Genomic DNA, 12,895 nt, shown 5'->3' on the forward strand with positions numbered 1-12,895 from the left:
GCGGGCGTGCCCGCGAAGGGGCCGGAACAGGTAACATCAGTTACCGGGCAGATACGGCCAGTCATCAGCCACCAGAAACACCCGCTCCACCTCCTGCCAGGCGCCATCGGACTCCTGCTCCAGTCGCACCAGCAACTGCGCCGGTGCCTGCTGCTCCAGCATATGCAACCAGGCTGCAAACTGCTCCGCCAGCCAGCATTCGCCTGCCTCGAACCGCGCAGGTGCCAGCCAGGCATGTCGTTGCAGCGGCTGCCACCGTTCACCTTCAGCCAGCACCCAGTCCTGCCGTCGCACCCAGCGCCCGTGCAAATGCTGCGGGTTGGCGCCGGTGGGTGGCTTGGCATGGCCCGGCCACGGGTAGAAAAGATAGCCGCCCAGCCACACATGTGCCTGTACCTGCTCAATCCCGAGTTTGGCCAGCATCTCGCGGCTCTGCGCGCCCTTGGACATGGGCAACTGGTGCCCCGCCAGGTGTGCAAGCTTGGTCCCCAGCCGATCATGGCAACCAGGCCCCAGCCAGGCATGCGGGTCGTGCCCGGCGTCTTCGGGGCCCAAATACAGCTTGATCGCCAGTTCCAGGTGGTGCACGCCGTCGCGGTCGCGCAGCACCACGTCGAGCTCGCCCAAGGTGCGCCCGCCGTCGCGAATCGCCAGGTTGGCGGCCAGCAGTTCGATGCCTGGCGCCTGGCTCAGGGCAAATTGCCACAGGCGTTCGTAGTAATGCCCCAGGCGCCGGCTGCCCAATTGCGCCAGCCACTCGCGCAACGGTCGGTCATCGGCATCCAGGGCCCGCAACCACCGTTCAAGGCGTTGCGGCTGCTGCGCCCACAGGCTGCCCGCCAGCGGGTGTCGCTGGGGGCAGGGCGGGGCGCTGAGCAGGGGCGGCGACAACAGGGCCCATGCCAGGTCACGCACGGTGGAGTGCTGCAATTGTCGGGGCAGGTCGTGGAGCTGGGCGAATGGCGTCATCCTGCGAGCATAGCCGGTTTGCCGCTGCCCGGTGGTTTCGCCCATAATCGGCCCATCGTCACCCGCCGCAGAGCCTCGCAGGAGCCCCATGGAGCAATTTCGCAATATCGGTATCATCGGTCGCCTTGGCAGCTCGCAGGTGCTCGACACCATTCGCCGACTTAAAAAATTCCTCCTCGATCGCCACCTGCACGTGATCCTCGAGGACACCATTGCCGAAGTGCTGCCCGGCCATGGTTTGCAAACATCCACCCGCAAGCTGCTGGGCGAGGTCTGCGACCTGGTCATCGTGGTCGGCGGCGATGGCAGCCTGCTGGGCGCAGCCCGCGCGCTGGCCCGGCACAACATTCCGGTGCTGGGTATCAACCGTGGCAACCTGGGTTTTCTCACCGACATCCGCCCCGACGAGCTGGAACAGAAGGTCGCCGAAGTGCTCGACGGCCACTACCTGGTGGAAAACCGCTTCCTGCTGCAGGCCGAGGTGCGCCGCCACCACGAGGCCATCGGCCAGGGCGATGCGCTGAACGACGTGGTGCTGCACCCGGGCAAGTCCACGCGCATGATCGAGTTCGAGATCTACATCGATGGCCAGTTCGTCTGCAGCCAGAAGGCCGATGGCCTGATCGTCGCCACCCCCACCGGCTCCACCGCCTATGCGCTGTCGGCCGGTGGCCCGATCATGCACCCCAAGCTCGATGCCATCGTCATCGTGCCGATGTACCCGCACACCTTGTCGGGCCGGCCGATCGTGGTCGACGGCAACAGCGAGCTGAAGATCGTGGTGTCCAAGGACCTGCAGATCTACCCGCAGGTGTCCTGTGACGGCCAGAACCACTTCACCTGTGCCCCCGGCGACACCATCACGGTCAGCAAGAAGCCGCAGAAACTGCGCCTGATCCACCCGCTGGACCACAATTACTACGAGGTCTGCCGCACCAAGCTGGGTTGGGGCAGCCGCCTGGGGAGCAGTGACGACTGATGCTCGATCCGGCGCGAAGTTTTGACATCATCGGCGACGTGCACGGCTGTGCGCTGACCCTTGAACGCCTGCTCGACGCCCTCGGATACAAGCGCGTGGCCGGCGTGTGGCGCCACCCGCGACGTCAGGTGCTGTTCCTTGGCGATATCGTCGACCGCGGGCCACGCATTCGTGAGGCGCTGTACATCGTCCACGACATGGTCGAAGCCGGCCAGGCGTTCTGCATCATGGGCAATCACGAATACAACGCCCTGGGCTGGGTCACCCCGGCGCTGCCTGGCAGCGGCAAGGCCTATGTACGCGAACACACGCCGCGGCATGCCCGGCTGATTGACGAAACCCTGACCCAGTTTGCCCAGCACCCTGGCGACTGGCACGATTTCGTCAACTGGTTCTACCAGCTGCCGCTGTTCGTTGACGCCGGTCGTTTCCGTCTGGTGCACGCCTGCTGGGACCCGCGGCTGATCGAGCCGCTGCGCCAGCAATACCCCGACGGCCGCATCGATGAACACTTCATCCAGGCCTCGGCCGTGAGTGGCAGTTTTGCCGACACCGTGTGCAACCGCCTGTTGCGCGGTACCGACATGCGCCTGCCGGACGGGCTGACGCTGACCGGCGGCGACGGCCTGACCCGCGCGTTCTTCCGCACCAAGTTCTGGGAAGAAGACCCGAAAACCTACGGTGACATCGTGTTCCAGCCCGATGCCTTGCCCGAAGACGTGGCCAGTACCCCGCTCAGCCACAGCCAGAAGAACGCCTTGTTGCGTTATGACGAAGACCAGCCGATGCTGTTCGTCGGGCATTACTGGCGCAGCGGCCGCCCGGCACCGATCCGCGCCAACCTGGCCTGCCTGGACTACAGCGCCGTGCTCTACGGCAAGCTGGTCGCCTACCGGCTGGATGATGAAACCCGTATCGACCCACACAAGTTCGTCTGGGTCGACGTCGACCGCCCACAGGCCAACCAATGAACATTATCGAAGTGATGCGCCTGCCGCTGTCGGTCGACCTCAGCGGCTTCGTCCACCTGTTGCAGCGCTTGCAGGTGCCGCACCGGGTAAGCGAGGAGGGCGATGCCCAGGTCCTCTGGGCTCCCGACACTCTGGCCGAAGATGTGCTGCAGCTCTACCAGCGCTACCCGGACGGCAACGCCGACCTGCCGGCCAGCGCCGACCCTGTAGGGGCGGGTTCACCCGCGAATGCCCCCGCACAGCCTTCCCTGGCAGCCCAGGCCAAGGCCTGCAAAATCACCACCCTCACCCTGCTGCTGTGCTTCATCGTCGCCGGCCTTACGGGGCTTGGTGACAACTTCACCACCATCAGCTGGTTCACCTTCCTCGACTTCCGTGTCCAGGGCGACTACCTGTACTTCACCTCGCTGGCGCAAACCCTCGACCAAGGCCAGTGGTGGCGACTGGTGTCGCCCATGCTGCTGCACTTCGGCGTGCTGCACCTGGCCATGAACAGCCTGTGGTACTGGGAACTGGGCAAACGCATCGAACTGCGCCAGGGCCCGTGGGCGTTGCTGGGCCTGACCCTGCTGTTCAGCCTGGTGTCCAACCTGGCCCAGCACTACACCAGCGGGCCGAGCCTGTTTGGCGGCCTGTCCGGCGTGCTGTACGGCCTGCTCGGGCATATCTGGCTGTACCAGTGGCTGGCGCCCGACCGTTACTTCAACCTGCCCAAGGGCGTGCTGGTGATGATGCTGATCTGGCTGGTGGTGTGCCTGACCGGCGTGGTCGGCACCCTCGGCCTTGGCCAGATCGCCAATGCCGCCCACGTCGGCGGGCTGCTCATCGGATGCCTGACCGGGCTCTTGGGTGGGGCGCTGGCCCGGCGTAAACTGTCGGCTTGAATCAGGAGACACTATGTCCACTTTCGCGCAAATGATTGAAAACATCACCCCGGAAATCTACCAGAGCCTGAAACTGGCGGTGGAAATCGGCAAATGGTCGGATGGCCGCAAGCTCACGGCCGAGCAGAAAGAACTGTCGCTGCAGGCGGTCATCGCCTGGGAGATGAAGAACCTGCCCGAGGACCAGCGCACCGGCTACATGGGCCCACAGGAATGCGCGTCGAAGTCCGCGCCCATCGCCAACATTCTGTTCAAGTCGGACTCGGTACATTGATCGAACTCGCTCGTGGCTCGTTGAGCAAAATGGGCGTCAGCCTGCAGGCACCGGTGGTGCAGTACAGCTTCCGCCTGGATGACACGCAGGTGCCGGTCAACCCCATGATCGGCCAGCGCCTGCGCCTGGAATACCTCGGCGCCATTCATTGCAGCCATTGCGGCAAGCGCACCAAGACCAGCTTCAGCCAGGGTTACTGCTACCCGTGCATGACCAAGCTGGCCCAGTGCGATGTGTGCATCATGGCCCCGGAAAAATGCCACTACGACGCCGGCACCTGCCGGGAGCCGTCGTGGGGCGAACAGTTCTGCATGACCGACCACATCGTGTACCTGGCCAATTCGTCGGGGATCAAGGTCGGCATCACCCGTGCCACCCAGCTGCCCACCCGCTGGCTCGACCAGGGTGCCAGCCAGGCGTTGCCGATCATGCGCGTGGCCACCCGGCAGCAATCGGGCTTGGTCGAAGACGTGTTGCGCAGCCAGGTGCCGGACCGTACCAACTGGCGCGCGCTGCTCAAGGGCGATGCCGAGGTGCTCGACCTGTCGGCCATCCGCGAGCAGGTCTTCGAAGCCTGCGCCGACGGCCTGCGCGAGCTGCAGGGGCGTTTCGGCCTGCAGGCTATTCAGCCGCTGCCGGACGCCGAGGTGGTGCAGATGAACTACCCGGTCGAGGCATACCCCAAGAAGATTGTCAGCTTCAACCTCGACAAGGACCCGGTGGCCGAGGGCACGCTGCTGGGCATCAAGGGCCAGTACCTGATCTTCGACACCGGTGTGATCAATATTCGCAAGTACACGGCCTACCAGTTGGCCGTGCTCCAGTAAAAAGGACCTGCACATGCGTACCGAACAACCGCAAGTGATCTACCTCAAGGATTACCAGGCGCCGGAGTACCTGATCGACGAGACGCACCTGACCTTCGAGCTGTTCGAGGACCACACGCTGGTTCACGCGCAACTGGTCATGCGCCGCAACCCGGCACGCGGTGCCGGCCTGCCGCCACTGGAACTCGATGGCCAGCAGCTGGAACTGCTGCGCGCCTCGCTGGATGACCAGGAACTGCAGCCAGGCGACTACCAGCTCGGCGCCGACAGCCTGACCGTACAGCCCAAAGCCGAGCGCTTCACCCTGGACACCAGCGTGAAGATCCACCCGGAAAGCAACACCGCCCTGGAAGGGCTGTACAAGTCGGGCAAGATGTTCTGCACCCAGTGCGAGGCCGAGGGCTTCCGCAAGATCACCTACTACCTCGACCGCCCGGATGTGATGAGCACCTTCACCACCACGGTCATCGCCGAGCAGCATCGCTACCCGGTATTGCTTTCGAACGGCAACCCGATCGGCAGCGGGCCGGCCGAAGACGGCCGCCACTGGGCGACCTGGGAAGACCCGTTCATGAAGCCGGCCTACCTGTTCGCCCTGGTGGCCGGTGACCTGTGGTGCGTTGAAGACAGCTTCACCCGTCAGTCCGGCCGTGATGTGACCCTGCGCATTTACGTCGAGCCCGAGAACATCGACAAGTGCGACCACGCCATGGTCAGCCTGAAAAAGTCCATGCGCTGGGACGAAGAAGTCTATGGCCGCGAGTACGACCTGGACATCTTCATGATTGTTGCGGTCAATGACTTCAACATGGGCGCCATGGAAAACAAGGGCCTGAACATCTTCAACTCCAGCTGTGTGCTGGCCCGTGCCGAAACCGCCACCGATGCTGCGCACCAGCGCGTCGAAGGCGTGGTCGCCCACGAGTACTTCCACAACTGGTCGGGCAACCGCGTCACCTGCCGTGACTGGTTCCAGTTGTCGCTGAAGGAAGGCTTCACGGTATTCCGCGATGCCGAGTTCAGTGCCGACATGAACTCGCGCACGGTCAAGCGCATCGAAGACGTGGCCTACCTGCGCACCCACCAGTTCGCCGAAGACGCCGGCCCCATGGCCCACCCGGTGCGCCCGGACAGCTTCATCGAAATCTCCAACTTCTACACCCTGACCGTCTACGAGAAGGGCGCCGAAGTGGTGCGCATGGTCCGTACCCTGCTGGGTACCGAAGGCTTCCGTAAAGGCAGCGACCTGTACTTTGAACGTCATGACGGCCAGGCGGTAACCACCGACGACTTCATCAAGGCCATGGAGGACGCCAACGGCGTCGACTTCACCCAGTTCAAGCGCTGGTACAGCCAGGCTGGCACCCCGCGTCTGGAAGTCAGTGAGGCGTATGACGCCGCCGCGCAGACCTACAGCCTGACGTTCCGCCAGAGCTGCCCGCAGACCCCGGACAAGGCCGCGAAACTGCCGTTCGTGATCCCGGTGGAGCTGGGCCTGCTGGATGCCGCCGGCAATGACCTGCCGCTGCAGCTGGCTGGCGAGGACGCCGCTCAAGGGACCAGCCGCGTGCTGTCGGTGACCGAGGCCGAGCAAACCTTCACTTTCCAGGGCATCCAGGCCAAGCCGCTGCCATCGCTGCTGCGTGGCTTCAGCGCCCCGGTGAAGCTGAGCTTCCCGTATGACCGCGACCAGTTGATGTTCCTGATGCAGCACGACAGCGACGGCTTCAACCGCTGGGAAGCGGGCCAGCAGCTGTCGGTGCAGGTACTGCAGGAACTGATCGGCCAGCATCAACGCGGTGAAGCCTTGAAGCTCGACCAGCGCCTGATCACCGCCCTGGGCACTGTGCTGGGCAACGAATCGCTGGACCCGGCCATGGTGGCCGAAATGCTCTCGCTGCCAGGTGAGGCGTATCTTACCGAGATCAGCCAGGTGGCCGACGTCGACGCCATCCACGCCGCCCGCGAGTTCGCACGCCAGCAGATCGCCGAACACCTGTTCGACGCCCTGTGGGCGCGTTACCAGGCCAACCGTGAGGTGTCGCGCAGCACTGCCTATGTGGCCGAGGCCAAGCACTTTGCCCGCCGCAGCCTGCAGAACATCGCCCTGTCGTACCTGATGCAGAGTGGCAAGCAACAGGTGCTGGAGGCGACCCTGGAGCAGTTTGAGCACTGCGACAACATGACCGAGCGCCTTACCGCGCTGGCGGTACTGGTCAACTCGCCGTTCGAGGCCGAGCGCGCGAAAGCGCTGGAGGCGTTTGCCGAGCACTTCAAGGACAACCCGTTGGTCATGGACCAATGGTTCAGCGTGCAGGCGGCCAGCACGCTGCCGGGCGGGCTGGCGCGGGTCAAGGCATTGATGCAGCACCCGGCCTTCACCCTGAAGAACCCGAACAAGGTGCGTGCGCTGATCGGTGCCTTTGCCGGGCAGAACCTGGTCAACTTCCATGCTGCCGATGGCTCAGGGTATCGCTTCCTGGCGGACCTGGTGATCGAGCTGAATGCACTGAATCCGCAGATTGCATCGCGGCAACTGGCGCCGCTGACCCGCTGGCGCAAGTATGACGATGCGCGTCAGGCCCTCATGAAGGGCGAACTGGAGCGGATTCTGGCGTCTGGCGAGCTGTCCAGTGATGTGTATGAAGTGGTGAGCAAGAGCCTGGCGTAAGTCTGGTGAATTGGGGCTGCTGTGCAGCCCTTCGCGGGTGAACCCGCTCCTACAGGGGGATGCAACCTTTGTAGGAGCGGGTTTACCCGCGAAGGGCCGCCCAGCGGCCCCGGCTTTCCCCGGCCGACAACAAAACATAACACCCCGCCCGTTGTACTCCCGCAAACATCCCCGCTACGATCCCCTCAAGCTATTGCAGGCCTCTAGATCAGGCATTCGCAAGGCCTGCAATGCATTGACCCACCAAAAAGAACACAACAAGGGGGCAGTCATGAGGGAACAGTTACGTACGCCAGCCAGGCGTGGTGCCTGGCCATGGGCAGCCAGCGCGATGCTGGCACTGGCATTGGGGGTGTGGGCCGACAGCGCCCAGGCCGCGGCGGCCGACCAATACTCCACCGAATCGGCCAAGGCCAGCCAAAGCCTGTTGATCGACACCACCCATGCCGGCAAGCGCCTGGTGGTGGTTGGTGATCGCGGCCACATTCTGTTCTCCGACGACCAGGGCAGCACCTGGACCCAGGCCCGGGTACCCACCCGGCAATTGCTCACTGCCGTGTTTTTCCTCGACGACAAGCGTGGCTGGGCTGTCGGCCATGACGCACAGATCCTCACCAGCAGCGACGGCGGCGCTACCTGGAGCAAGCAGTTCGAAGACCTCGCCCGTGAAGCGCCCTTGCTCGATGTCACCTTCCTCGATGCCCGGCACGGCTTTGCCGTGGGGGCCTATGGCGCCTTGCTGGAAACCACTGATGGCGGGCAGCACTGGCAGGACGTGGCCGAGCGGCTGGACAACCCGGACCAGCTGCACCTGAACGGTATCGCCCAAGTGCGCGATGCCGGCCTGTTCATCGTGGGTGAGCAGGGTGGTATGTACCGCTCCGCCGACAGGGGCCAGACCTGGGTCAAGGTCCAGGGCCCTTACGAGGGCTCGCTGTTCGGCGTGATCGGCACCGCCAGGCCGCAGACCCTGCTGGCCTACGGCCTTCGCGGCAACCTGTTCCGCTCCAGCGACTTCGGTGACAGCTGGCAGCCGATCGAACTCAAGGCCGCGCGCGGTACGCTGGAGTTCGGCCTGGCAGGCGCTACGCTTGTCGATGATGGCACCCTGGTGCTGGTCGGCAATGGTGGCAGCGTGCTGCGCAGCACGGACGACGGCCAGACCTTCAGCGTGTACAACCGCGCCGACCGCCTGGCCCTGGCCGGCGTCAGTGGCCTGGCCAACGGCGGCCTGCTGCTGGTGGGGCAGGGTGGTGTGCATCTGGCCAGCGCCGAAGGGGCTGATCAGGCTGCCCGGGAGGTGCGTCCATGACCAGCAGGGAGAGCATTGCCATGCACTCGCATCACCAGGACAAGGCCACGCTGCTGGAACGCCTGATCTTCAACAACCGCCCAGTGGTCATCGCCCTGTGTGTGCTGGTCAGTATTTTCCTGTTCTGGCAGGCCACGCAGATTCGCCCGTCGACCAGCTTCGAGAAGATGATCCCCCTGCAGCACCCGTTCATCGAGCAGATGATGGAGCACCGCAACGACCTGGCCAACCTTGGCAACACCGTGCGTATTTCGGTGGAGGCGGTGAACGGTGACATCTTCGACAAGGACTACATGGAGACCCTGCGTCAGATCCATGATGAGGTGTTCTACATCCCCGGTGTCGATCGGGCCGGGTTGAAGTCACTGTGGAGCCCCAGCGTGCGCTGGAGCGAGGTCACCGAAGAGGGTTTTTCCGGTGGTGAGGTAATCCCCAACACCTACAACGGTTCGCAGGACAGCCTCGATACCCTGCGCGACAACGTGCTCAAGTCAGGCCAGGTGGGGCGCCTGGTAGGCAACAACTTCAAGTCCAGCATCATCGACGTGCCGCTGCTGGAGAGCTACCCCGACCCGCAGGACCCGGGCAAACAGGTGAAGCTGGACTACCAGCAGTTCTCTCACCTGCTGGAAGAGAAGATCCGCGACAAGTTCCAGGCACAGAACCCCAATGTAAAAATCCACATCGTCGGCTTTGCCAAGAAGGTCGGTGACCTGATCGATGGCCTGGTGATGGTGGCGATGTTCTTCGGCGTCGCCCTGGTGATCACCTTGGTGTTGTTGTACTGGTTCACCTGGTGCATCCGCAGCACTGTCGCCGTGCTCATTACCACGCTGGTGGCGGTGGTCTGGCAGCTGGGGCTGATGCATGCGGTGGGCTTTGGCCTGGACCCGTACTCGATGCTGGTGCCGTTCCTGATCTTCGCCATCGGCATTTCCCACGGGGTGCAGAAGATCAACGGCATCGCCCTGCAGTCGAGTGACGCCGACAACGCCCTTACCGCTGCCCGGCGCACATTCCGTCAGTTGTTCCTGCCGGGCATGATCGCCATCCTTGCCGACGCCGTGGGCTTCATTACCCTGCTGATCATCGACATCGGGGTGATTCGCGAACTGGCCATCGGCGCCTCCATCGGCGTGGCGGTGATCGTGTTCACCAACCTGATCCTGTTGCCGGTGGCCATCTCCTATGTCGGCATCAGCAAGAAGGCCATCGAGCGCAGCAAGAAAGACGCGACCCGCGAGCACCCGTTCTGGCGCCTGTTGTCGAACTTCGCCAGTGCCAAGGTGGCGCCGGTGTCGGTGGTGCTGGCGCTGCTCGCCTTCGCCGGTGGCCTGTGGTACAGCCAGAACCTGAAGATCGGCGACCTCGACCAAGGGGCACCGGAGCTGCGCCCCGACTCGCGCTACAACCAGGACAACAACTTCATCATCAGCAACTACTCGACCAGTTCCGATGTGCTGGTGATCATGGTCAAGACGCCGTCGGAGATGTGCTCGGTCCACTCGACCATGGCGCCGATCGACGAGCTGATGTGGACCATGGAAAACACCCCTGGCGTGCAGTCGGCGATTTCCCTGGTCACCGTTTCCAAACAGGTGATCAAGGGCATGAACGAGGGCAGCCTGAAATGGGAAACCCTGTCGCGTAACCCGGACATCCTCAACAACTCCATCGCCCGGGCTGACGGCCTTTACAACGGCGATTGCTCATTGGCACCCGTGCTGGTGTTCCTCAATGACCACAAGGCTGAAACGCTGGAGCGCGTGACCGCCGTGGCCAAGGCGTTTGCCGACAGCCATGACAAGGAAGGCCTGCAGTTCCTGCTGGCGGCGGGCAACGCTGGCATCGAGGCCGCGACCAACGAGGTGATCAAGTCCGCCGAGCTGACCATCCTGATCCTGGTGTACATCTGCGTGGCCGTGATGTGCCTGATCACCTTCCGCTCGTTCGCCGCCACACTGTGCATCGTGCTGCCCCTGGTGCTGACCTCGGTGCTGGGCAACGCGCTGATGGCCTACATGGGCATCGGGGTGAAAGTGGCGACCTTGCCGGTGGTGGCGCTGGGTGTGGGCATTGGCGTGGACTATGGCATCTATATCTACAGCCGCCTGGAAAGCTTCCTGCGTGCGGGGTTGCCATTGCAGGAGGCGTATTACCAGACCCTGCGCTCGACCGGCAAGGCGGTGCTGTTCACCGGGCTGTGCCTGGCCATTGGGGTATGCACCTGGATTTTCTCGGCGATCAAGTTCCAGGCGGACATGGGCCTGATGCTGACCTTCATGCTGCTTTGGAACATGTTTGGTGCGCTGTGGCTGCTACCGGCATTGGCGCGGTTCCTGATCAAGCCCGAGAAGATGGTGGGCAAGGAGGGTGGGTCGATCTTTGCCCATTGATTGCAGGGGGGGGCCGCGTTGCGGCCCCAAGGTTATACTGCCGACTCATTTCAGATTGGTACCCCTATGTCCCCCCTCGCTACCGCCCTGCAGTCCTGCGATATGCTTCTGATCGACGGCCTGCACGCCTTCGACTTCACCGCCGATGAAACCGGCCTCACTGTCGAATGCATGGACGGCCGCCAATTGCGTCGCTGGTCGTTCACCCCCGAGCAAGTCGCTGCCGCCATCGCCACCGGAGACGAGTGGCAACTCGACGATGCCAACGGCGCGCATCGACTAGTCTGTATGAGTGCCTTTCGCGCCCCGGATGATGACCAAGATGAACCGGACCTGGACGAACCTGCTGACCGCTAGCCTGATGAGCCTGACTATCCACGCCCACGCCTCGACGTTGCTGGTGGGCAGCTACACCGATGGCGCGAGCGAGGGTATCTACCGCTATCAGTTCGACGACAAGGCTGGCCGCATCGACCCCACGCCGCAACAAGTGGTCAAGAGCGTCAACCCTTCATGGCTTGTGCTGTCGGCCGACCAGCGCCAGCTGTTCGTGGTCAATGAAACCCCGGGTGGCCATGCCAGCAGTTTCAGCGTCAGCACCAAGGGCGAGCTCAAGCCGCTCAACCAGGTGGTCACCCACGGTGACGAACCGACTCACGCCAGCCTCAGTCGTGACCAGCGTTATCTGTTCGTGGCCAACTACGCGGTAAAGCCTGACCCTGGCGGCAGCCTGGTGGTCATCCCGGTGGCCAGGGACGGCAAGCTCAAAGCCGTGGTGCAACAGGCTCGGCACAAGGCGAGTGGCGTCAACCCCGAACGCCAGGCCGGTGCCCATGTGCACGCACTGGTGCTGTCGCCCAACGGCCAGCATGTGTATGCCTGCGACCTGGGCGCGGACAAGGTATTCATCTACCGCTATGACGGCGCCAGTGTGGACAAACCATTGAGCCCGGCAATCCCGGCCTCGGTGGCCTTGCCGCCAGGCAGTGGGCCCCGTCACCTGCTGTTCGACGCCAAGGGCCAGCATGCCTACCTGACGCTGGAAATGAGTGGCGAAGTGGTGATGTTCGATGTCGAGGATGCTGCTTTGCTTGAGCGTCAACGTCTGCCGCTGACCGAGCTGCAGGATGCAGCAGCCAAGGCGGCAGGAGGCTTGCATCTGTCGGCAGACGGCCGCTTCCTGTACGTAAGCAACCGTGGTACGGCGAATGAAATCCTGGTGTTTGCTGTTGGTAAGAATGACGGCCAGTTGACGTTCGTGCAGCGCCGCTCCGTGGAAGGCGACCATCCCCGCGAATTTGCCCTGGACCCTAGCGGCAAATTCCTTCTGGTGGCCAACCAGAAGAGCAACCAGATCGTGGTCATGCGCCGTGATCTCTTGACTGGCAAGTTGGGGGAAACCGTGCAGACCATGGCGCAGGACGCGCCTTCGGACCTGAAGTTCATCGAGTGATGATTTGTGAGGGTTCGGCGTTGGATTTTTAGCGCCTGGGATATCGAGCGCCGCCCGCGCGGCGCATCGCGAGCTGCGCTCGCTCCTACGTTTGTTTCGGGCCAGTAACGCCTTTGGCTGCTGCGCGCGACCGCCTTGTCTGTACTACGCGATATCGCG

The 12,895-nt window shown here is 63.4% G+C and carries 11 protein-coding genes; 10 read left to right on the plus strand and 1 reads right to left on the minus strand.

The window, feature by feature from the left end:
* Positions 1–36 precede the first annotated feature (36 nt).
* Complete coding sequence (locus tag ACF8EA_RS17125) at positions 37–1,014, minus strand: DUF1853 family protein (RefSeq protein ID WP_392522717.1); 978 nt, start codon at positions 1,012–1,014, stop codon at positions 37–39.
* A 43-nt stretch (positions 1,015–1,057) separates the two neighbouring features.
* Here ACF8EA_RS17125 and ACF8EA_RS17130 point away from each other — a divergent pair, with 43 nt between their 5' ends.
* From ACF8EA_RS17130 to ACF8EA_RS17175, 10 genes are all read left to right on the plus strand, one after another.
* The gene (locus ACF8EA_RS17130; protein WP_003247220.1) at positions 1,058–1,948 is read left to right on the plus strand and encodes an NAD(+) kinase; all 891 of its coding nucleotides are present in this window, start codon (positions 1,058–1,060) and stop codon (positions 1,946–1,948) included.
* The gene (locus ACF8EA_RS17135; RefSeq protein ID WP_021784069.1) at positions 1,948–2,919 is read left to right on the plus strand and encodes a metallophosphoesterase; all 972 of its coding nucleotides are present in this window, start codon (positions 1,948–1,950) and stop codon (positions 2,917–2,919) included. The genes ACF8EA_RS17130 and ACF8EA_RS17135 overlap by 1 nt, the downstream gene beginning before the upstream one ends.
* Positions 2,916–3,803 (plus strand): rhomboid family intramembrane serine protease, encoded by an 888-nt coding sequence (locus ACF8EA_RS17140; protein ID WP_252459672.1) that lies wholly within the window; start codon positions 2,916–2,918, stop codon positions 3,801–3,803. The genes ACF8EA_RS17135 and ACF8EA_RS17140 overlap by 4 nt, the downstream gene beginning before the upstream one ends.
* A gap of 13 nt (positions 3,804–3,816) precedes the next feature.
* A complete protein-coding gene (locus ACF8EA_RS17145; RefSeq protein ID WP_003247224.1) occupies positions 3,817–4,077 on the plus strand; it encodes a YeaC family protein in 261 nt (86 codons plus the stop codon).
* Positions 4,074–4,904 carry a DUF2797 domain-containing protein gene (locus tag ACF8EA_RS17150; protein WP_392522720.1) on the plus strand — a complete coding sequence of 277 codons (831 nt, stop codon included), beginning with the start codon at positions 4,074–4,076 and terminating at the stop codon, positions 4,902–4,904. The genes ACF8EA_RS17145 and ACF8EA_RS17150 overlap by 4 nt, the downstream gene beginning before the upstream one ends.
* Before the next feature lie 13 nt (positions 4,905–4,917).
* Positions 4,918–7,575, plus strand: a complete 2,658-nt coding sequence (gene pepN, locus ACF8EA_RS17155) for an aminopeptidase N (protein WP_392522722.1) — start codon at positions 4,918–4,920, stop codon at positions 7,573–7,575.
* A 271-nt stretch (positions 7,576–7,846) separates the two neighbouring features.
* A complete protein-coding gene (locus ACF8EA_RS17160) occupies positions 7,847–8,887 on the plus strand; it encodes a YCF48-related protein (protein ID WP_021784065.1) in 1,041 nt (346 codons plus the stop codon).
* Complete coding sequence (locus ACF8EA_RS17165; RefSeq protein ID WP_021784064.1) at positions 8,884–11,283, plus strand: RND family transporter; 2,400 nt, start codon at positions 8,884–8,886, stop codon at positions 11,281–11,283. Before ACF8EA_RS17160 ends, ACF8EA_RS17165 begins: the two co-directional genes overlap by 4 nt.
* Before the next feature lie 66 nt (positions 11,284–11,349).
* On the plus strand, positions 11,350–11,640 hold the full coding sequence (locus tag ACF8EA_RS17170) for a DUF5629 family protein (protein ID WP_021784063.1): 291 nt from the start codon (positions 11,350–11,352) through the stop codon (positions 11,638–11,640).
* On the plus strand, positions 11,606–12,736 hold the full coding sequence (locus ACF8EA_RS17175; RefSeq protein WP_392522724.1) for a lactonase family protein: 1,131 nt from the start codon (positions 11,606–11,608) through the stop codon (positions 12,734–12,736). Before ACF8EA_RS17170 ends, ACF8EA_RS17175 begins: the two co-directional genes overlap by 35 nt.
* Positions 12,737–12,895: the final 159 nt, after the last annotated feature.

Origin of the sequence: Pseudomonas sp. YQ_5 (genome assembly GCF_043103305.1) — a bacterium.
Lineage (GTDB): Bacteria > Pseudomonadota > Gammaproteobacteria > Pseudomonadales > Pseudomonadaceae > Aquipseudomonas > Aquipseudomonas putida_Y.